The following is a 20,811-nucleotide window of genomic DNA, read 5'->3' as shown; positions in this document are numbered from 1 at the left end:
ACCCGACAACGCACCCCGTACGGTTGTCGCATGGATCTTCGACTGCCCGGCACCCGCCGCCGGCGGGCCGCCGCGGCCATCGTCGCCCTCGTGGCCGCAGGCATCGGCACCTGGACCGCCGTAGCCGCCGCCGACGACCCACCGGAGGTGCACCACACCGACGGCTTCCTCACCACCGCCCCCGGAATCCGCCTGGACACCTCGTACTTCACCCCCGCCGGGGACGGCGACCACCCCGCCGTCCTCCTCGGCCACGGCTTCGGCGGCAGCAAGGACGACGTCCGCGAGCAGGCGGAGGACCTGGCCCGGGACGGGTACGCGGTCCTGACCTGGTCCGCCCGCGGCTTCGGCCGCTCCACCGGGAAGATCGGCCTGAACGACCCGGACGGCGAGGTCGCCGACGTCTCCCGGCTCGTCGACTGGCTGGCGAAGCGGCCCGGCGTCGCGCTGGACGGGCCCGGCGACCCCCGCGTCGGCATGGCGGGCGCCTCCTACGGCGGCGCGATCGCCCTGCTGGCCGCCGGGCACGACACCCGGGTCGACGCCATCGCCCCGGCCATCACGTACTGGAACCTCGCGGACGCCCTCTTCCCCGACGGCGTCTTCAAGAAGCTCTGGGCGGGCATCTTCGTCAACTCCGGCGGGGGATGCGACAAGTTCGAGCCCGCGCTGTGCCGGATGTACGAGCGGGTCGCCGAGTCGGGCGAGCCGGACCCCGCGGCGGTCGACCTGCTCGAGGAGCGCAGCCCGCAGGCCGTGGGCGACCGCATCGAGGTGCCGACGCTGCTGACGCAGGGGCAGACCGACTCCCTGTTCCCGCTCGGCCAGGCCGACGCCGCGGCCCGGGCGATCAGGGCGAACGGCGCCCCCGTCGACGTCGACTGGATCGCCGGCGGGCACGACGGCGGCGACCTGGAGGGCGACCGCGTCCAGGCCCGCGTCCGGGCGTGGTTCGACCGCTACCTGAAGGACGACCGGGGCGCCGACACCGGCCCCGCCTTCCGCGTCACCCGCACCCTCGGCACCGGCACCGGCGACGGCGAACCCCGCCTCGGCGGCATCGGCGCCGACACCTACCCCGGGCTGACCGCCGAGCCGCACGCCCTCGAACTGGCCGGACGCGAGCAGGAGTTCGCCAATCCGCCGGGCGCCAGCCCGCCCTCGGTCTCCGCGCTGCCCGGCCTCACCGGCACCGGCGGCCTCGCCCAGCTCTCCTCGCTCGGCATCGGCGTCTCCCTGGACTTCCCCGGCCAGCACGCCGCGTTCACCTCCGCGCGCCTGCGCGAGGACCTCCAGATCACCGGCTCCCCGACGGTCACCGTGCACGTGAAGTCCACCACCGGCGACGCCGTGCTCTTCGCCAAGGTCTACGACGTCGCCCCCGACGGCGGCGGACAGGTGCTGCCCGCCCAGCTCGTCACCCCCGTACGGGTGGAGGGCGCCCGGAAGGGCAAGGACGTGACGATCACGCTTCCGGCCGTGGACCACACCGTCCAGGCCGGCCACCGCCTCCGCCTGGTCCTGTCCGCCACCGACCTCGGCTACGCCTCCCCGGCGGCCCCGGCGACGTACACCGTCTCGGTCAGGAGTTCCCTGGAGGTGCCGGCCGCGCTCGGCGCCCCCGACCAGGTGGCCGGGCTGCCCGCCTGGGTGTGGTGGGCGCCGCTCGCCGGTGCCGCCGTCGCCGCCGCGCTGCTGCTGACCGCCCGCCGCCGCACCGCCGCCCCGCCGCCCGACCCGGCCCTGGCGGACGTACCGCTGACCATCACCGGTCTCACCAAGCGGTATGCCGGGTCCAGCGACCGGTACGCGGTGCGCGACCTGTCGTTCCGGGCGGAGCGGGGCCAGGTGCTGGGGCTGCTCGGGCCGAACGGCGCCGGCAAGACCACCACCCTGCGGATGCTGATGGGCCTGATCACCCCGGACGCCGGTGAGATCCGGGTCTTCGGGCACGCCGTCGCGCCCGGCGCCTCGGTGCTCTCCCGCGTCGGCGCCTTCGTGGAGGGCGCGGGCTTCCTGCCGCACCTGTCCGGGCGGGAGAACCTGGAGCTGTACTGGCGGGCCACCGGCCGCCCGCCCGAGGACGCCCACCTGGACGAGGCCCTGGAGATCGCCGGGCTCGGCGACGCGCTCGCCCGCGCGGTGCGCACCTACTCCCAGGGCATGCGCCAGCGCCTGGCCATCGCCCAGGCCATGCTGGGCCTGCCCGACCTGCTGATCCTCGACGAACCGACCAACGGCCTGGACCCGCCGCAGATCCGCGAGATGCGCGAGGTGATGATCCGGTACGCGGCGGCCGGCCGCACGGTGATCGTCTCCAGCCATCTGCTGGCCGAGGTCGAGCAGTCCTGCACCCACCTGGTCGTCATGGACCACGGCCGGCTCCTCCAGGCCGGACCGGTCCGGGAGATCACCGGCGCCGGCGACACCCTGCTGGTCGGCACCGCCGGGCCCGTCCCGGCACCGCTCGCCGAGAAGGTCGCCGCGCTGCCCGGGGTGGCCTCCGCGGTCCCCGCCGACGCCGGGCTGCTGGTCCGCCTGGAACCCGGGGCCACCGCCCGCCGCCTGGTCGCCGACCTGGTCCGGCTGGACGTGCCCGTGGAGTCGGTCGGCCCGCACCGCCGCCTCGAAGACGCCTTCCTCACCCTGATCGGAGACTGACGCATGAGCACGCCGCGCACCGAGCGCGCCGCCGCCCCCCGCGAGGTCGCCGACGGCTACCGCGCGGGGCGCACCCTGCCCGTGCGGGTCGAACTGGTCCGGCAGCTCAAGCGGCGCCGCACCCTGGTCATGGGCGGCCTGCTGGCCGCCCTGCCGTTCGTGCTGCTGATCGCCTTCGCGGTGGGCGGCGAACCCGAGGGCCGACCCGGGCAGATCAGCCTGATGGACTCGGCCACCGCCTCCGGCGCCAACTTCGCCGCCGTCACCCTGTTCGCCTCCGCGGGCTTCCTCCTCGTCGTGCCCGTGGCCCTGTTCTGCGGCGACACCGTCGCCTCGGAGGCCAGTTGGTCCTCCCTGCGCTATCTGCTGGCCGCGCCCGTCCCGCGCGCCCGGCTGCTGCTGTCCAAGCTGACCGTCGGCCTCGCCCTCAGCCTCGCCGCGATCGTGCTGCTGCCCCTGGTCGCGCTCGCCGTCGGCACCGCCGCCTACGGCTGGGGCCCGCTGCACCTGCCCACCGGCGGCACCCTGCCGGCCGGCACCGCCACCGGGCGCCTCGCGCTGACCGTGGCGTACGTCTTCGTCTCCCAACTGGTCACCGCCGCCCTGGCGTTCTGGCTCTCCACCCGCACCGACGCCCCGCTCGGCGCGGTCGGCGGCGCGGTCGGGCTGACCATCATCGGCAGCGTCCTGGACGAGGTGACCGCCCTCGGCGACTGGCGCTCGCTGCTCCCCGCGCACTGGCAGTACGCCTGGCTCGACGCCGTCCAGCCCCGCCTGGACCCGGCCGGCATGATCCAGGGCAGCTCGCTGTCGGTGACGTACGCGCTGGTCCTGTTCGCCCTGGCCTTCCGGGGCTTCGCCCGCAAGGACATCGTGTCGTAGACCGCCCGGGGAGGCACTCGCGGGGCGTCCGTCCCACCCGGCCCTTGACTTTCTTACGCGTGAGTAAGTTGACTCGTGAGTAAGTACGCGACCGCCGTCACCGGGAGCCGCCATGGGTGTACGCAAGGATCTGAAACGGGCCGCACGGCACGCGGGCCTGGCCGCCCGCACCCGGGCGGAGCTGACCAGGGACGCCACCGGCACCGTCCGCGAGGTCCGCGTCCCGCCCCTGGTCCCGCGCCCGGCCGCCGGGTCCACCGCCGACATCCCGTTCACCAACGCCGCCGAGGCCCCCGACGCGGTGGTCCTGCGCCGCCGGACCGGCGGCACCTGGCGGCCGGTGACCGCGGCGGCCTTCGCCGACGAGGTGACCGCCGTGGCCAAGGGCCTGATCGCCACCGGCCTGGAACCCGGCGACCGGGTCGCCGTGATGTCCCGCACCCGCTACGAGTGGAGCGTGCTGGACTTCGCCGTCTGGGCGGCCGGCGGCCTCACCGTCCCCGTCTACCCCACCTCCTCCGCCGAGCAGGTCGAGTGGATCGTCCGCGACTCCGGCAGTTGCCTCGTCGTCACCGAGACCGCCGCGCACACCGCCACCGTCCTGGCCGGCACCGCCGGCCACCCCGAACGCCCCCGGGTCCGGGAACTCGACGCCGGCGCCCTCGCCGACCTCGCCGCGCTCGGCCGGCCGGTCCCCGACGAGGAGGTCACCAAGCGGCGCACCGCCCTCACCCCCGACACGGCCGCCACCCTCTGCTACACCTCCGGCACCACCGGCCGCCCCAAGGGCTGCGTCCTGACCCACGCCAATCTGCTCGCCGAGGCCGCCAACACGGTCGAGCTGCTCCACCCGGTCTTCAAGGCGGTCACCGGCCAGGCCGCCGCCACGCTCCTCTTCCTGCCCCTCGCCCACATCCTCGGCCGCACCCTCCAGATCGCCTGTCTGACCGCCCGTATCCAGCTCGGCCACTTCCCCAGCCTCAAGCCGGACGAACTCCGCCCGGCCCTCAAGGAGTTCCGCCCGACCTTCCTGGTCGGCGTCCCCTACCTGTTCGAGAAGATCCACGACACCGGGCGGGCCACCGCCGAGAAGATCGGCCGCGGCGCCTCCTTCGACCGCGCCCACCGCGTCGCCGTCCGCTTCGGCGCGGCCCACCTGAACCGGTTCCTCGGCCGGGGACCCGGCCCCGGCCCCGCCCTGTGGGCCGCCTGGGCCCTGTACGACCTGCTGGTCTACCGCCGCGTCCGCAAGGAACTCGGCGGCCGCACCCGCTACGCCATCAGCGGCGGCTCCCCGCTCGACCGCGACCTCAACCTGTTCTTCTACGCCGCCGGGATCATGGTCTACGAGGGCTACGGCCTCACCGAGACCACCGCCGCCGCCACCATCGTCCCGCCGCTCGCCCCCCGCCCCGGCACCGTCGGCCTGCCCGTCCCCGGCACCGCCGTCCGGATCGCCGACGACGGCGAGGTGCAGATCAAGGGCGACATCGTCTTCGGCGCCTACCGGGGCGACCCGGCGGCCACCGACCGGGCCCTCACCGACGGCTGGTTCGCCACCGGCGACCTCGGCTCCCTCGACGCCGACGGCTATCTGACCATCACCGGCCGCAAGAAGGACCTCCTGGTCACCTCCGGCGGCAAGAACGTCTCCCCGGCCGTCCTGGAGGACCGGCTGCGCAGCCGCCCGCCGGTCGGCCAGTGCCTGGTCGTCGGCGACAACCGGCCCTACATCGCCGCCCTGATCACCCTCGACCCGGACGCGCTCGCCCACTGGCTCGCCGTACGGGGACGGCCCGTCGGCACCCCGCTGTCCGCGCTGGTCCGCGACGAGGAACTGCGCGCCGACGTCCAGCGGGCCGTCGACCACGCCAACCGGGCCGTCTCCCGCGCCGAGTCCATCCGCGCCTTCCGTCTGATCGACGGCGAGTTCACCGAGGAGAACGGCCTGCTGACCCCCTCCCTGAAAGTGAAGCGGCACGCCGCGACGGCGGCCTACGCCGACGAGATCGAGGCCCTGTACGCCGAGGGCCGCTGACCGCCGGCCCGCTTCCCCCTTTCCGGGGAATTCACCCGGCGGGCAATCGGGTGAATTCCCCGGGGCCGGTCCCTTCCCGAGTTTCCCGGCCGTCCTTTCCTCGTTTGCAGACTGCTGGTCATGGTGCGAGCCGTCGGAACCGCGCTCGCTCGGCTGAAGCCGTCACCACCCGGGCCTGACCGCAGAGAAGGGACACCACATGAGGAAGAGTGCTGCTCTCGTCGCGGGCGCGGCCATGGCCCTGGGCTTCGGGACACCGGCCGTCGCCGACGCGGGCGCCACCGCCGTGGCCAAGGACGCCGACGGCTCCTTCTCCGGCAACGTCGTCCAGGTGCCCGTCGACGTCCCGGTCAACGCGTGCGGCAACACCATCGACGTCATCGGCGTTCTGAACCCGGCCTCCGGCAACGAGTGCGAGATCGACTGACGTCGTCCGCACCAGCCATCCCGTCTCTACCAGCAGGAAGAACCAGGGAAATGCGACAGACCTTGAGCAGGGGAATGGCCGCGGCTGCCGCCGCGACGAGCGTCCTGTCCCTCTACGGCAGCCCCGCCCTCGCCGACGCGCAGGCGGACGGCATCGCCAAGAAGTCCTCCGGCTTCATGTCCGGCAACGTGGTCCAGGTCCCGGTCAACGCGCCGGTCAACGCCTGCGGCAACACCGTCGACGGAGCCGCCGCCCTCAACCCGTCCTTCGGCAACAAGTGCCGCCAGGGCGGCGACGAGTACGACGACCACGACTACGGGTACGGCGAGGACGACGACTCCGGCTACGGTTCCGGCTACGGCGCGGACGAGAAGTCCGGCTACGGCGAGGACGACGGTCCCGACGCGGGCGCGTACGGCGAGGCCGAGGGCTCGTCCGGCCTCGGGTCCGGCAACGTCGTGCAGGTGCCGGTGGACGTGCCGGTGAACGCCTGCGGCAACAGCGTCGACGTGGGCGGCGCGCTCAACCCGGTGGCCGGCAACGGCTGCGAGCACGGCGGCTACGGCCACGACGAGGCGCCCCCGAAGGCGCCGCCGGCCGGCCACCACCCGCCGCGGGACGACGAGGAGGCCCCGCCCGCCGACGAGGAGGAGGACGAGGAGACCACGCCGTCCGACGAGGAGGAGTCCCCGGAGCCCGCCGGTGAGGAGAGCGCGCCGCCCGCCGAGGACGACGAGAAGCTGTCGCTGCCGAAGACCGGCGCCGAGGGCATGCTCGGCGCGGGCGCCGCGAGCGCCGTGCTGATCGCCGGCGGTGTCCTCCTGTACCGCCGCAGCCGCGCCGCCGCCACGCGGTAACGCGACCGCGGTCGCCCCCCTCCGCCCCCGCCCCGGCACCGACCGCCGGGACGGGGGCGGAGCCGTGTCCGGCCCCGCGCCGCTCAGCGCCGGCCCGCCCGTTCGCCGTCGCCGAGGCCGACCGGGTCCGCCGGGTCGGCCTGGTGCGGCAGCCGGGCGGTCGCCGTCCCCGGGACCGCCGGGCCGCCGCCCGCCGCGTCCGGCCGGCGCGGTCGCCGCACCAGCCGTCCGGCCGCGTGCCGGCCCCACATCCGCCACAGCGCGCGGCCCGGCGCCCGGTCGTCCCGGGCGTGCCAGGCCCTCTCCCGGCCGCCGGGCGCGGGGCGCAGCGCGGCCAGCGGCGCGTAGTTCTCCGCCACGAACACCCGCCCCGGCACGGCCGCCCCCACCGGCAGCGCCCGGCCGGTCAGATCCAGGTGCAGGGCCCGTACGACGTCCAGCCCGGCGGTGTCGGTGAACAGCCGGAACTGGGCGCCGGGGCGCGGGTTGAAGTCGAGCAGGTGGTAGCGCCCGGTGCTGCCGCAGCGGCGGAAGTCCAGGTCGAGCACGCCGCGGTAGCCCAGCTCGGCGACGATCCGCTCGGCCGGCGCCCGCACCCCCGGGTCGGCGGCCCAGCGGCCGACCGCGGTCAGACCGGCGCCGCGCGGCCGGGCCCGGGTCTTCACGCCGGTGCCGCCCGCGCGCAGGACGCCGCGGTGGTCGGCGTACCCGTGGAAGAACCAGTCGCGGTCCGGGCCCGGCGGCAGGAACGCCTGCAGCAGCAGTCGCCCGCCGGCCTCGCCGGTGCGCGCGTACAGCTCCCGGACCTGCCGCGCGGAGTGCACCAGCCGGGTGCTGCGCAGTCCGCTGCCGGCCGGCAGCAGCCAGGGCCGGCTCCACTTCGCGACCACCGGCGGCCCCAGTCTCCCGACGGCGCGGACGGCCTCGGCGGCGCTGTCCGGCAGCACCGTCACGGGGTGCGGCACGTCCAGGGCGGCGCACACCGCGGCCAGCTCCGCCTTGTCGGCCAGCCGTTCGGGCAGCGGGCCGGGCAGCTCCGGCAGCAGGTAACGGGGGGTCAGCTCGGCGCGGGTACGGGCCACCGCGATCGCGCCGAGGTCGTCCATCGGCACCAGGACGGCGGGCCCGTGGAGCCCGGCGGCGACCCGGCGCAGCGCCTCGGCGACCTGGGCCGGGGACGCGCCGGGCGGAGGCGGGGTGTGCAGCCGGTGCAGGTAACGGGAGGCGCCGACCGGGCTGTCGGCGCAGTCGGCGACGACGTGCACCTCCACGCCGGCCCGGCCCAGGGAGCGGACCGCGCCCAGCGTGCCGTGGTGGAAGGGATTGCGGTCGACGCGCAGGACGACGGCGGGAACACGGGTGTCGAAAGGCGACACGGATTTTCTTCCTTCGATTCGGCGGAGTACCCGGAAGCCGTAGCGCCGGTGGCGTGATGGCTTTTCATGTGACTGACTGGCGAGGAGAAATGAGAAAAAGCGGGAAAGAGGAATGGCGAAAGAAAGGGAGAGGGTCGGCATGTCTCCACACCAGCCGGGTACGCGGATGCGGCGGCCGGCGCTCGTGGCGGCGGCGGTCGCCGTGACGGCCGCGCTGGCCGCGGGCCCGGTGCGGGCCGCCGGCCCACCCGACCCGGCTCCGCCCGCGCCCGCCGCACCGCCCGCGCCCGCCGCCCCGTCCGCCGAGGCCGCCCCGCCCGCCCCGTCCGCCGAGCCCGTTCCGTCCGCGCCGCCCGCCGAGCCCGTCCCGTCGGAACCGCCCGCCGAGCCCGCCCCCTCCGCACCGGCCGACCCGGCCGGTCCTGACGCGCCGTCCGCTCCCGAGGTGCCCCCGGGCGGGGCGCCCGCCTTCGGTGCCTACCTGGACTACGGCCCCCGGGGCGTGACCCGGATGACCGAGCTGAGCCGCTGGCTGGACGGTGCGGACCTGCGCGTCGGCCACACCTACCTGCCCGGTGACCGCTGGAGCAACATCGCGGGCGCCCCCGGCTTCCTCGAAGCGTGGGCCGACTGGCGGGCCGGCGGCGCCGACCGGCTGTTCGTCCTCAACGTGCCGATGCTGGAGCGCAACGAGGAGGGCGTCCCCGACCCGGAGGTCCGCGAGCTGCTGCGGGCCGGCGCGGCCGGACGGTTCGACCACCACTTCCGCGCCCTGGCCGAACGGCTGGTCGCCCTGGGCGTGCCCGACACGGTCCTGGTGCTGGGCTGGGAGATGAACGGCACCACGTACACCCACCGCTGCGGCCCGGACCCGCTGGCGTGGAAGGCGTACTGGAACCGGATCGTCACCGCCATGCGCGCGGTGCCCGGCCAGCGCTTCCGGTTCGACTTCGCGCCCAGCCGCGGCCGGGACGCCGTCCCCTGGACCGAGTGCTACCCGGGTGACGACACGGTCGACATCATCGGCATGGACTCCTACGACCAGCCGCACGGCATGCCCTTCGACGAACAGGTCACCGAGCCCTACGGACTCCAGGCGCACGTCGACTTCGCCCGGGAGCACGGCAAGCCCGTCTCGTACCCGGAGTGGGGGCTGTTCCGCAACGGCGACAACGCCGAGTACATGCGGCGCATGCTGGCCTGGATGGACGAGCACCGGCCGCTCTACAACACGCTGACCGACTACTGCCCGCACGGCGTGTGGACGTGCGCCGACAACCCCCGGGCGGCCCGGGTCTACCGCTCCCTGCTGTCCGGCCGCACCGACCGGCCCGGCACCCCGCAGAGCCCGGCACCGGTGCCGACGCCACCGCCCACCGCACCTCCGGCCCCGGTCGGCTGCACGCCGCTGGACCTCGGCGAGTGGTTCGAGCGGTGGTACGGCCGCAAGCTCTGCCTGCGGCTGGGCCCGCTGCCCGGCACGCGCTAGCGGTGCGCGGCGGCGGCCGGCCCGGTCAGGTCGAGCCGCCACCGGCCCGCTCCTCCCGGCGGCGCAGCAGCTCCTTGCCCCACCGCCGCGCGGCGACGTCACCGGCGGCCACCGCCAGCAGCGGGGCGGTGCGCCGCCGGGCCAGCAGCAGCCGCTGGTTGACCACCCGGCGGGGCCGCCAGTGGTGCTTGTACGGCTCGTCGCCGCGCAGCAGGCTCAGCGTGCCGCGCCCGGGGGCCGGGGCGTGCGCGGCGGAGGAGTCGAGCAGCATCGCCGCCACGTCCGCCTTGCGCTCGCGCAGGACCGGATGGGCGCCGTACAGATAGCCGCCCGCCAGCCCCGCCGACAGCAGCGTCAGATCGACGGCCACCACCTCGTCGTCGATCCGGAACTCGGTGACCACCGCGTCCCCGGAGCACACCATCGGCCCCACCGCCCGCACCAGATGCTCACGGAACCGGGGCCGCAGATGCTCGCCGGTCACCTTCCGCCCCTCCCACTGCAACCGGTGCAGGGCGAGCAGCCGCCCGACCGCGGCCTCCGCCTCGCCGGGCAGGACGACATGGCTCTTGACGCCCAGCGCGGCCAGCCTGCGCAGCTTGGCGCGGGCCCGCTGCTGGGTCCGGGCCGAGGGCAGCCGGGCGATCAGGTCGGCCATCGGGACGGCGGGCAGCTCCAGGCACGGGGAGTCGGCCACCCGGTGCCGGGGCCCGGACCAGCGGGCCCAGACGCGTTCGGCGGCGCCGCCGGGCCGGACCTCGCGCAGGTCGACCAGGGCGGTGCGGGCGGCGGCGGCCAGCGCCCGGGTGAGGGCGGCCACCGCCGCCTCGCCGTGCCCGTCGTCCACCAGCACGTCCCCGTAGTCGGAGATCGACCCGCCGAGCGGCACCAGGGCCGGCACCGGCCGCCACACCCGCATCAGCGGCGCGGCGGCGACCAGCGCGGGCCCCTCGCGGACCACGAGCAGCCGCAGCGCGCCCGGTCTGCCGTACGACAGCCACCAGGAGTGCAGCCAGGGGTGGCTCTGGAACGGGGTCGCCGTCGCGCACCGCCGGTACAGCCCCGCCCAGTCGGCGCCCAGCGCGGCGAAGTCCCGCTCGTCGGTGAGGAGTTCGGTGCGGTACGTCATGACTGGCCGTGCACCTCGGCGGCGGGCGCGGGCGCCGGGGAGGGGCCGGGTACGGCGGCCGGGCGGCCGGGACCGTCCGGCGCCCGGCGCGGCCGGACCAGCAGGCCGAGCGCGCCGAGCAGACCGCCCGCGCTCGCCCCGACCAGCCCGGTCAGCCCGGCCGGCGGGGAGGACGGCCCGCCGGGCTCGACGGCACGGGCGAACTGCCGCAGCCCGACCCGGGTGGCGCCCTTGGTGGCGGCCGCGTGCCGGGTCAGCGCCCGGGCGACCGCGTCGGCCATGTCGGCGGCCAGGTCCGGGCGGGCGGCGGTGGCGGTGACCGCGACCATCGGCGCGTCCGGCGAGGTCGCCGTGCGCACGTTCTTCCGCAGCGTCGCGGACGGCACCCCCGCCCACACCTGCGCGTCCCCGAGCACCGCGAGCTGGGTGGCGACCCGGCCGTACGCCTGCGCGTAGCCCAGCGCGGACGCCGGGTCGGTGCCCTTGGCCGGTACGGCGACGACGTAACTCGTGGCCGTGTACTGCGGGGTGCGGAGCAGGCCGTAGCCGCCGCCGGCCAGCGCGCCCACCAGGACGCCCGCGACCAGCGGCGACCAGGGCGGCAGGGAACCGGCCCGGGCCCCGATCCGGGAGGTGAGGCGGGTGCGGGCGGCGCCGGCCGGGCGGTGCGCCCCGGGCGCCTTGCCCTCGTGTGTGCGGTTCTCCGTCATGCGGAACTGACTCCCTGAAGTGCGGATGCCGGGTACGGCACGGACGTGAGGGCGGCGGCGTACACGTCCGCCAACCGCGCCGCGCTGCGCGTGACGCAGTAGTGACGGGCGGCCTCCGGGGGGTCGCGCGGGGGCGGGCCCGCCGCGCGGACCCCGGCCAGCGCGTCCGCGAACCCGGCCGCGCCGCCGGAGACCCGCCGGGCGGCCGGCGCGGCGTCCGGGGGCAGGTCCTCGATCGCCGGGCAGGAGGCGTACAGCACCGGCAGCCCGGCCGCGAGGCCCTCCACCGCCGCCAGCCCGAACGCCTCCTGGGGCGACGGGGCGGCCAGCACGTCCATCGCGCAGAGCAGCGACGGCAGGTCGGGGCCGGGGGAGCCGTCGGGCAGGGCGGGGCGCTCCCCGGTGAACAGCACCCGGTCGGCGACCCCGGCCTCGCGGGCGGTGCGGCGCAGCAGGTGCTCCTCGGGACCGCCGCCGACCAGCAGCAGATGCCCGTCACGGGGGAGCCGGGCCAGCGCGCGGACCAGCACGTCGAACCGCTTGCCGGGTACCAGCCGGCCGACGCCGCCGACGACGTACGCCCCCTCGGGCAGGCCCAGCCGGCGGCGGGTGCGCAGCCGCCGTTCCGGATCGAAGCGGAACCGGTCCAGCTCGATGCCGTTGGGCACGACCGTGATGCGCCGCGCGGGCACGCCCCAGCGCCGCAGCCGGGCGGCGACGGTGGGGGAGACGGCGACGGTGGTGCTGCCCAGGCGCTCCCCGGCCAGGTACAGGGCGCGGACGCCCGGGGTCAGCGGGCGCCCCTCGATGCGGGTGTCACCGAGGGAGTGCTCGGTGGCGACCACCGCGCGGACCCCGGCCGTCCGCGCCGCGATCCGGCCGTACAGACAGGCCCGGTACAGGTGGGTGTGGACCAGGTCGTAGCCGCCGTCCCGGATCAGCCGGACCAGGCGGGGCAGGGCGGACAGGTCGCGGTTGCCGCGCATGCCGAGGTGCGTCACCCGCACCCCGTCGGCGGTCAGCCCGGCGGCGACCGGGCCCGGCTCGGTCAGCGTGACCACCTCGCCGTCGACCGGCAGGTGCCGCAGCAGCAGCCGCAGTTGCTGTTCGGCGCCGCCGACCCCGAGGCCGGTGATGATGTGCAGGACCCGCACCTCACACCCCCGCGGCCGGGCGCCGGCGCCACCGGTGCAGCGCTCGCTTCAGCAGCAGCCGTACGGCGGTGTCGTCCTCCCCGACATGTACCCGGGGCAGCGCGTACGGGCCGGTCAGCGCGCCCGGGTCGATGGCGCAGCCGTAGCCGTACCCGGCCCGGCGCACCGCCTCGGCGACCCGCCGGTCCACCGTGCCGTACGGGTAGCAGAACCCGGCGGGCCCGGTCCCCGTCAGCTCGGCGAGCCGCGCCCGGCTCCCGGCGGTCTCCGCCCGCAGCACCGCGTCGTCGGCCCCGGTGAGGTCGACGTGGGTCAGCCCGTGCGAGCCGATCTCCACGCCCTCGGCGGCGGCCTGCCGGATGCCGTCGGCGGTCAGCAGCGGCTTGCGCGGGCCGAGCCGGTCCCAGGCGTTGTCGCCGCCGAGCCGGCCCGGCAGCACGAACAGGGTGGCGCCGCAGCCCCACTTGCGCAGCAGCGGCAGGGCGTGCGTGACGAAGTCGGCGTACCCGTCGTCGAAGGTCAGCCCGACCAGGTCCCGGCCCGCGCCGCGTTCCCGGGCGGCCAGCAGCGCCGCCACGGACACCCCGCGCAGCCCGCGCCGGCGCAGCCAGCCGAGCTGGGCGTCCAGCCGGGCGGGCGTGACCGTGACGCGGTACGGGTCGTCGGAGCGGTCGCCGACGGAGTGGTACATCGCGATCCACGGCACCCGGGGCGTACGGACACCGGCGTGCGCGCCGGAGCCCGCCCGGACGTCAACGGGGCCTGCGAAGCCAGGGGAACCTGTGGTACCTGCGGAAACGGCCATGCGGGAGCCTTCGTGAGAGGGGAGGGGCGGAACGGGTGGAGCGGGTGGAGCGGAGGGGCCGGAGGAGGTCCCGTGCGGTGGCGACGCCCGGTACGCCCAGGACCGCGCCGGTCAGGGCGAAGACGGCGGCGACGGTCGCGGCCCCGGCGGCCAGACCGGCGGCCGGGGCGGCGCACCGCGCGGCGACCCCGGCGCCCGCCGCCGCGGCGACCGCCGCCACGGCCAGCGCCCGGCCGAGCCCCGCCAGGACGCGCCCGGTGCGCACCGGGACGGCACGGCGTCCGGTGCCGGCGAGCAGCAGGGCCGCCGTGACGGTGATGCCGGCCGCGTTGGCGGCGGCGAGGCCGCGCACGCCCCAGGCGGTCACGGCCCCGGCGCCGAGCACGGCGGTGGCGGCCAGGCCGGCGGCCATCGCGGCCGCCGGGTACCAACTGGCCCGGCCGGCCGAGAAGTACGTACGGGCCAGCGCGCCGACCACCGTCTGGGCGAGCAGCCCCAGCGCGTAGACCCGCATGACGCCCGCGGTCGCCGCCGTGTCCGCCGGGGTGAACGCGCCGCGCTGGAAGAGGAGTCCGACGAGCTGCGGCGCGCAGGCGACGACCGTGGCCGCGCCCAGCAGCACCAGGTGGGCGGCGAGCGCCACGTCCCGCTCCACCCGGCGGCGGGCCCGTTCGGTGTCGCCGTCGGCCAGGGCCCGCGCCACCACCGGGAAGGTGACCGTGCACAGCATCAGCGACAGCGTCATCGGGATCTGGGCGACCTTCTGCGCGTAGTTGAGGTGCGAGATGGCCCCGGCGGGCAGCCCGGAGGCGAGGAACCGCTCGATGAGGACCTGCGACTGCCGGCCCAGCGCGAACAGCAGGACGGTGCCGAGCAGCGCCAGGGCGAGCGGACGCGTCCCGTCGGCCGCCGGCCCGGCCCGCCGCGCCGGTCCCCGCCGTACCTGCCCGAGCAGCGCGGGGAGCTGGACCGCCACCATCAGACAGCCGCCCACCGCGACCCCGAGGGCCGCCGCGCGCACCCCCCAGGCCCCGCCGCACAGGAACATCGTGGTGATGATGCCGGTGTTGTACGCCACGTAGATCGCGGCCGGCGCGAGGAAGCGGCGGTGGGCGCGCAGGGCCGCGCTGGCGTACCCGGCGAGCCCGAAGCTCAGCACGCAGGTGGCGGTGAGCCGGGTGCAGTCCACGGCGAGCGCCCGGTCGGGCAGCCCGGGCGCCAGCACCCGGACCAGGTACGGGGCGGTCAGCGCGGTCAGCGCGGCGACCGCGGCGAAGGCCGGCGCGAGCCGGGGCAGGGTGGCGGCGACCAGGGCCCGCACCGGGTCGCCGGGGGCGCCCCGCGCGCGGCGGGCCAGGGCCAGGCTGAACATCGGCACCAGCGCGAACGCCAGCCCGTCCTCGATCAGCAGCGTCGCGGCGAACTCCGGTACCGTCCACGCCACCAGGAACGCGTCGGTTCCGCTGCCCGCCCCGAACAGCCGGGCCAGCGCCTGGTCGCGCACCAGCCCCAGCAGGGAGGCGGCCACGGAGAGCGCGGCGGTGAGCAGCGCGGCCCGCGCCAGCCCCCGCGACCGCCCGCCGCTCCCGGTGTCCTGGCGGGTCCGTACGCCGTCCGCCGCCGGGGACAGCGCCGCCGGCCCGGCCGACGGGGGAGTCACCGCCTCTCCTCCCCGCCGACACCGACCGTCCGCGAGCAGGGCGGCTCGCCCGTACCGACCACCGGCGCGTCACCCCCGCCGGTCATCGGGCCGGGCGGGCCACCCGCGCCGACCACCCGCGAGCAGACCGCCTCCCCCGTACCGGCCGCCCGGTCCTCCCCCCGCCCCCGCCCGGCCGGCCACCCGCCGCCCACCGCGCACCGCGCCGCCAGTCCGAGGCACACCGCCGTCAGGACCGTCGAGGGCCCGCCGATGTCGCCGTACGCGAAGTCGACCAGGTGCCACACCAGCAGTCCGCACCCGATCGGCCCGCTCCCGGCGAGGGCCGCCCGGCGCAGCGCGCAGACCAGCAGGGCCGCCCAGCTCCCGGCGAGGGCGAGCAGCCCGAGCAGGCCCTGTTCGGCGAGGACGAGCAGGTACATGTTGTGCGGGGACAGCAGCGGCTGGCGGCGGAAGGCCGCGCCCGCGCCCTCCGTGTCGCTGCCCGAGGACAGCGCCACCGACGCGTGCGCGTCCCGGTGTTCGGGGAACCCCTTGAGGCCGACGCCGGTCAGCGGCCTCTCGCGCCACATGCCGACCGCCGCCGCCCACATCGTGTAGCGGTCGGTGACGGACCGGTCGGGCGCGTCGGCGACCCGGGTGATGCTGCCGACGCGTTCCTGGAGCATCGCCGTACCGAGCCCCAGCCCGCCGACCAGGACCACGCCCGCCGCGGTCACGGCCGCCCCCACCGCCAGCGCCCGCCGCGCCCCCGACAGGGCCAGCAGCAGCGCGCAGGCGACCGCCGTGGCGATCCACGCGCCCCGGCTGAAGGAGAGCGCGAGCGGCACCGTCAGGGCCGTCGCGCAGCCGGCCGCGACGGCCCGTTCGCGCGGGGCGGACCGGCCCAGGGCGAGCCCGGCGGCGCAGACCAGGCCCACCGAGACCACGGTGGCCATGCCCATCACGTCCTGCGGCCCGAAGGTGCCCACCGCCCGCACCGGTTCGCCCTGGTAGGACGCGCCGGTCCCGGTGACGTACTGGTGGGTGCCGACCGCCCCCTGCCACAGCGCCAGTCCGGTCAGCGCCCAGGCCACCAGGCGTACGTCGCGCCGGTCGCGGACCAGCAGCAGGACGGCGGCCGGGACCAGCACGAAGACCTGGAGGTAGCGGACGAACCCGAGGAGCCCGTCCCCGGGCGCCGGCGCGCCCGCGGCGGCGGCCGCCAGGCCCAGCACCGGCAGCCCCAGCACCAGCGCCGCCCGCCGCGGCAGCGGGCGGCGGCGCTCCCGGAGCAGGCGTACCGCGCACCACAGCACCAGGACCGCCGAGGCCGCGTCCGCCGGGTGCGCGCCGCCGTCGCCGCCCGGCTCGACCGGCAGCGCGAGCAGGGCGATCACCCCGGCCACCGGCGCCGCGGCCGGCAGCCTCCGGGCGCGCGGCACGGACCGGGGCAGGGCGTGGCTCGCCACGGTCAGCTCCCCGTGGGGCGGACGAGCGTGGCGGCCGTCCGCAGCAGGATGCACACGTCCTGCCAGAGCGACCAGGTGTCGATGTAGGCGTTGTCGAAGCGGGCCCGGTCCTCGATGGAGGTGTCCCCGCGCAGCCCGTGGATCTGCGCCAGCCCGGTGATCCCGGCGGGCATCCGGTGGCGGGCGGCGTAGCCGGGGTGGGCCTGGCTGAACTGGGCGACGAAGTACGGGCGTTCGGGACGCGGGCCGACCAGGCTCATGTCGCCCCGGAAGACGTTCCACAACTGGAGCAGCTCGTCCAGCGAGGTGCGGCGCAGGAACCGGCAGAACCAGGTCATCCGGTGCTCGTCCGCCACGCTCCACCGGGTCGCCGACTCGTGCGCGTCGGCCGGGCGGTGGGTGCGGAACTTCAGCAGCGTGAACGGCCGGCCGCCCTGCCCGATCCGCTCCTGCCGGAAGACCACGCCCGGTCCGCCGCTGACCCGCAGCACCGCCGCGCAGACCAGCAGCAGCGGTCCGGCCAGCACCAGCAGCGCCCCCGACACCACCACGTCCAGCGCCCGCTTGGCCGCCCCGCGCCGGTCCGGGCCCGGGGCGAGCCGCCGGCCGGTGTACCCGGCGATCACCTCGGGGCCCGGGGCGGCGGGGGAGTCGGGGTCGAGTTCCCAGACCGCACAGCCCGCCGCGGCCAGCGTCCGCAGCAGCGCCGCGTGCCGTACCCGCGCGGCGGGGTGGACGGCCAGGACGTCCCGGACGCCGTTCTGCACCACGGCCCGCAGCACCTCCTCGTCGGTGGCCAGCACCGGCAGCGGCTCGGTGCCGTCCGCGTCGGCGGCCACGATCCCCACCGGCCGCAGCCCGTACCGGGGGTGGCGCAGCACGGCGGCGGCCACCCGCCGCGCGGTCGCGGCCGGCCCGACCACGAGGGCGGCGTGCGGGTGGCGCAGCAGCGCCGCGCGGCGCCGCCGGTACAGGGCGCCGCGGCCCGCGCAGGCCAGCGCCGTCTGGGCGGCGAAGCCCGCGAGCAGGACCGGCGCGGACAGCGCGTACCGGGGGTCGCAGGCCGCCGCCAGCGCCGCCAGCGTCAGCCAGGCCACCGCGATCCGGCCGCCGACGGCGGGCAGTTCGTCCAGGACGGCCGGCAGTCGCCGGGCCCGGCGCGGCGCCAACAGCAGCGACACGGCCACCAGCAGGGCCGCGCACAGCGGCCGTCCGGGGAGGCCGGGCAGCGCCAGGGCGGTCACCAGGGCGGCGGCGCCGTCCGCGGCGAGCGGCGGCGCGGCGGCGGGCGGTGCGGCCGGGCGTCCGGCGGGGAGCGCCGGGCCGGGCGCGGGGCGCGGCGGCAGGACCGAGACCGGGGGCCGCCCGAGGTCGTATGGCTGCCCGGCGGGGCCGGGCACGGTGCTTTCCGCGGTCACGGGTGGAGGCACTCCCTGGAGGACTCGGTGGGCGCGGCGGACCGGTGCCGGGTGCGCGGTCCGCCGCCGAGCAGTTCGCGGTAGAGCGCCGTGACGGCCCCGGCCGTCAGCCGTACGTCCCGCGCCTGCCGGACGTGCGTCCGGCCGAGGCGGCCCAGCGAGGCGCGCAGCGCCGGGTCGGCCAGCAGCCCGGCGACCGCCCCGGCGAGCGCCGCCGGGTCCCGCGCCGGGACGACGCAGTGCGGTACGGCCGCCGCGGGCAGGGCCTCACGGGCCCCGGCCACGTCGGTCACCACCACCGGCCGGCCGCAGGCCATCGCCTCCAGCGGGGCCAGCGCCATGCCCTCCCAGCGCGAGGGCAGGACGACCAGGTCGGCGGCCCGGTACCAGGGCCCGGGGTCCGCGACCGGTCCGGCGAACCGTACGGAGCGCGGCGCGCGGGCCCGCAGTCGCTCCCGGTCCGGCCCGTCGCCGACCAGCACCAGTTGCGCCCCCGGCACCCGGCCGAGGACCCGTTCCCAGGCCGCCAGCAGCAGGTCCTGGCCCTTCTGCGGGCACAGCCGCCCGACGCAGACCACCAGCGGCGCCGCCGGGCCGGCCGGGACACCGGAGGGCGGGGCGGGGCGGAAGCGGTCCGGGTCCACGCCGTTGGGGATCACCGCCCACCGGGCGCGCACCCCGGCCCGTACGCCGGTACGGCGCTCCGCCTCGCTGACGCACACCACCCGCGCCGCCCACCGCGCCCCCCGCCGTTCCCAGGCCCGGGCGAGGGCCGCGGCGGTGCCGTCGACCGCCTCGAAGGACCAGGCGTGCGGCTGGAACACGGTGGGCAGCCGCCCCCGCACGGCGAGCCGCCCGGCGAGCCCGGCCTTGGCGCTGTGCGCGTGCACCAGATCGGGCCGTACCTCCGCCACCACGCGGGCGAGCCGCCGTACCTCCGCGCCGAGCCGCGGCCCCGGCGAGCGGGTGGCCTCCCACCGCCGCACCTCGGCGCCCAGCGAGCGGAGCGCGGCGGCGAGCGCGCCGTCCGGACAGGCGACCGCGACCCGCAGACCGGCGGCGAGCTGGGCCCGCGTCAGGTCCGTGACCACCCGGGCGACTCCGCCGTCCACCGGCTGGGTGATGTGGAGGACGCGCGGCCGGAGATCGGTTGCTGACAGGTACATGCGCGGCTTCCTCGCTCACGGGCGGTGCTCGGGACGGGCGGGAACGCGCCTCACTGCGGTGGCCCGAGGGTGCGTCGAATGGCCGGAACTCTAACCGCAAAAGCAACTAATGCGGAGAAACCGGATAAGTGTGTCGCCGACGGCCGGCCGGGGGACCGCGTTGCCCCGGACGGAGGGCACGGGCGGCGGCCCGGCGAGTTCCCCTTGACACCGCCTCACCAGCGGCGATGCCACGGGGAGCAGGGACATCGCGGTGGCGGAGGGTGGCGGTCCGGTTGCGGAGCGCGAGGGCGCATCCCACCGTGGGCACAAGATCTTCGCGCCACCGAAAGGATCCCCCTCATGCGCCTGCCCGCACGGCGAACCGCCACCTCCGTACTCTGCGCGACCTTCCTGCTCGGGCTCACCGGGCCGGCGGCGATGGCGGCCGACGGCGACGCTCCCCGGGAGCGCGCCGGCGCGGCGGCGCACGCACCCGCTCCCGAAGCCGGCCGCCCCGACGACCAGGCGGCGCTCCTCGGCTCGATGGGCGATTACCTCCGGCCGGTCACCCGACTGCTCGGCACCGTGACGAAGGGGGACGACGGGCGGCTCACCGCCCAGGAGACCGACCGGCTGAGCGTGGCCATCGAGGAGGCCCTCGCCAAGGCCGAGGCGGCCAGGGCGGCCTCCCTGACGGCCGACCCGGACGACGACGAGGACTGGGACGACGACGACCAGGACGACGACGACCGGGACGACGAGGATGACGACGGCGGCCGGGACCACGGCGGCCGGGGCGGCGACGGGGACGACGGCGGCGCGGACTGGGACGGCTCCGCCCCCGGCGACTGGGACGACTGGGTGAACGGACCGGCCGGCACCGCCCGGGACGCCGCGCCCGTCACCACCCTGCCCGCGCGGCCCGCCCTCGCGCCGGACGACCCGGCCGCCGACGACGCGGCGCGCGCCCAGCTCCGGTCGGACGTCGACACCCTGGCCGAAGCGGGCCTGTCCGGCACGATCCGGCAGATCGGTTCGGCCGCCGCCTCCGTGGTGCAGAGCCTGACCAACGCCATCGCCGCCATCCTGTCCGGCGGCTCGCTGTCCGGCCTGGCGGACGACGACCGCGCCTGACCCCGGCCCGCCCCCTCCGGCCGCCGCACCCGCCCCTCCCCGGGCGGGTGCGGCGGCCTTTTCGCGGCGGTGAAATCCCCCGAGTGCGGGGTTTCCGCCGCGCACCGGGGTCGTTAGGCACGGCGGCAGCTCCCCCCTGGCGACACCCGTTGCCGAGAAAGGAACACGATGAAGCCCCTCAAGGCCGCCGCCGTCATCGTCGGGTCCGTCGTCCTCGCGGCCCCGGCCGCGCCCGCGTGCGCCCAGGACCCGGCCGGTGCCGGACTCCAATCCGCCGGCCTCGACGGCGCCCTGGACACGCTCGCCGACAGCCCCGTCCAGGTCGTCCCGCTGCGCCACCGGCCGGAGGTGCTCGGCCCCGGCAACCCTGCCAGCAGGAAGACCCTGCTGGACACCGTGAAGGGCACCAGCGTCCGGCCGGACGCCGTCGGCGGGCTCCTCGGCGGCCTCCCGCCGCAGGGCTGACGCCCAC

General features: G+C 77.2%; 17 protein-coding genes. 8 read left to right on the top strand and 9 right to left on the bottom strand.

The genetic code is table 11. The annotated features are described in order from the left end of the window. Nucleotides 1–30: 30 nt before the first annotated feature. The 5 genes from IE316_RS02915 (at nucleotide 31) to IE316_RS36060 (ending at nucleotide 6,865) form a co-directional block, all read left to right on the top strand. Complete coding sequence (locus IE316_RS02915) at nucleotides 31–2,661, top strand: alpha/beta fold hydrolase (protein WP_190202475.1); 2,631 nt, start codon at nucleotides 31–33, stop codon at nucleotides 2,659–2,661. Nucleotides 2,662–2,664: 3 nt separating this feature from the next. Continuing rightward, nucleotides 2,665–3,543: an ABC transporter permease gene (locus tag IE316_RS02910; protein ID WP_190202474.1), complete on the top strand. Its 879-nt coding sequence runs from the start codon at nucleotides 2,665–2,667 to the stop codon at nucleotides 3,541–3,543. A gap of 112 nt (nucleotides 3,544–3,655) precedes the next feature. Further along, nucleotides 3,656–5,581, top strand: coding sequence for an AMP-dependent synthetase/ligase (locus IE316_RS02905; RefSeq protein ID WP_190202473.1), 1,926 nt, complete (start codon nucleotides 3,656–3,658; stop codon nucleotides 5,579–5,581). Between the two features lie 199 nt (nucleotides 5,582–5,780). Next, nucleotides 5,781–6,008, top strand: coding sequence for a chaplin (locus tag IE316_RS02900; RefSeq protein ID WP_190202472.1), 228 nt, complete (start codon nucleotides 5,781–5,783; stop codon nucleotides 6,006–6,008). A gap of 50 nt (nucleotides 6,009–6,058) precedes the next feature. Next, nucleotides 6,059–6,865 carry a chaplin gene (locus IE316_RS36060; RefSeq protein ID WP_229910162.1) on the top strand — a complete coding sequence of 269 codons (807 nt, stop codon included), beginning with the start codon at nucleotides 6,059–6,061 and terminating at the stop codon, nucleotides 6,863–6,865. 83 nt (nucleotides 6,866–6,948) lie between these two features. Here the strand turns inward: IE316_RS36060 and IE316_RS02890 are convergent, their stop codons facing one another. Further along, the gene (locus tag IE316_RS02890) at nucleotides 6,949–8,241 is read right to left on the bottom strand and encodes a carboxylate--amine ligase (protein WP_229910161.1); all 1,293 of its coding nucleotides are present in this window, start codon (nucleotides 8,239–8,241) and stop codon (nucleotides 6,949–6,951) included. Between the two features lie 139 nt (nucleotides 8,242–8,380). On the opposite strand from IE316_RS02890, the gene IE316_RS02885 reads away from it, so the two are divergent. Then, nucleotides 8,381–9,730 carry a glycoside hydrolase family 26 protein gene (locus IE316_RS02885; RefSeq protein WP_190202471.1) on the top strand — a complete coding sequence of 450 codons (1,350 nt, stop codon included), beginning with the start codon at nucleotides 8,381–8,383 and terminating at the stop codon, nucleotides 9,728–9,730. A gap of 25 nt (nucleotides 9,731–9,755) precedes the next feature. Here IE316_RS02885 and IE316_RS02880 read toward each other — a convergent pair whose 3' ends face one another. From IE316_RS02880 to IE316_RS02845, 8 genes are all read right to left on the bottom strand, one after another. Continuing rightward, nucleotides 9,756–10,859, bottom strand: a complete 1,104-nt coding sequence (locus IE316_RS02880; RefSeq protein ID WP_190202470.1) for a GNAT family N-acetyltransferase — start codon at nucleotides 10,857–10,859, stop codon at nucleotides 9,756–9,758. Then, complete coding sequence (locus IE316_RS02875; RefSeq protein ID WP_229910160.1) at nucleotides 10,856–11,569, bottom strand: YveK family protein; 714 nt, start codon at nucleotides 11,567–11,569, stop codon at nucleotides 10,856–10,858. The genes IE316_RS02880 and IE316_RS02875 overlap by 4 nt, the downstream gene beginning before the upstream one ends. Beyond that, nucleotides 11,566–12,723: a glycosyltransferase gene (locus IE316_RS02870; RefSeq protein ID WP_190202469.1), complete on the bottom strand. Its 1,158-nt coding sequence runs from the start codon at nucleotides 12,721–12,723 to the stop codon at nucleotides 11,566–11,568. Before IE316_RS02870 ends, IE316_RS02875 begins: the two co-directional genes overlap by 4 nt. Before the next feature lies 1 nt (nucleotide 12,724). After that, entirely contained in the window at nucleotides 12,725–13,414 is a 690-nt protein-coding gene (locus tag IE316_RS02865; protein ID WP_190202468.1) for a polysaccharide deacetylase family protein, read from the bottom strand. Nucleotides 13,415–13,475: 61 nt separating this feature from the next. Next, complete coding sequence (locus IE316_RS02860; RefSeq protein WP_190202467.1) at nucleotides 13,476–15,188, bottom strand: lipid II flippase MurJ; 1,713 nt, start codon at nucleotides 15,186–15,188, stop codon at nucleotides 13,476–13,478. After that, nucleotides 15,185–16,645 carry an O-antigen ligase family protein gene (locus tag IE316_RS02855; RefSeq protein ID WP_373311064.1) on the bottom strand — a complete coding sequence of 487 codons (1,461 nt, stop codon included), beginning with the start codon at nucleotides 16,643–16,645 and terminating at the stop codon, nucleotides 15,185–15,187. Before IE316_RS02855 ends, IE316_RS02860 begins: the two co-directional genes overlap by 4 nt. After that, complete coding sequence (locus IE316_RS02850) at nucleotides 16,642–18,057, bottom strand: exopolysaccharide biosynthesis polyprenyl glycosylphosphotransferase (RefSeq protein WP_190202466.1); 1,416 nt, start codon at nucleotides 18,055–18,057, stop codon at nucleotides 16,642–16,644. Before IE316_RS02850 ends, IE316_RS02855 begins: the two co-directional genes overlap by 4 nt. Further along, nucleotides 18,054–19,223, bottom strand: a complete 1,170-nt coding sequence (locus tag IE316_RS02845) for a glycosyltransferase (protein ID WP_190202465.1) — start codon at nucleotides 19,221–19,223, stop codon at nucleotides 18,054–18,056. The genes IE316_RS02850 and IE316_RS02845 overlap by 4 nt, the downstream gene beginning before the upstream one ends. Nucleotides 19,224–19,565: 342 nt before the next feature. On the opposite strand from IE316_RS02845, the gene IE316_RS02840 reads away from it, so the two are divergent. Together IE316_RS02840 and IE316_RS02835 are read left to right on the top strand one after the other, a co-directional pair. Continuing rightward, nucleotides 19,566–20,339: a hypothetical protein gene (locus IE316_RS02840; protein ID WP_190202464.1), complete on the top strand. Its 774-nt coding sequence runs from the start codon at nucleotides 19,566–19,568 to the stop codon at nucleotides 20,337–20,339. Nucleotides 20,340–20,507: 168 nt separating this feature from the next. Continuing rightward, nucleotides 20,508–20,804: a hypothetical protein gene (locus IE316_RS02835; protein WP_190202463.1), complete on the top strand. Its 297-nt coding sequence runs from the start codon at nucleotides 20,508–20,510 to the stop codon at nucleotides 20,802–20,804. Nucleotides 20,805–20,811 lie beyond the last annotated feature (7 nt).

Source organism: Streptomyces fumanus (assembly GCF_014655295.1).
Lineage (GTDB): Bacteria > Actinomycetota > Actinomycetes > Streptomycetales > Streptomycetaceae > Streptomyces > Streptomyces fumanus.
Note: the sequence above shows the minus strand (reverse complement) of the source record. Positions and strands in the feature narration are given on the sequence as shown.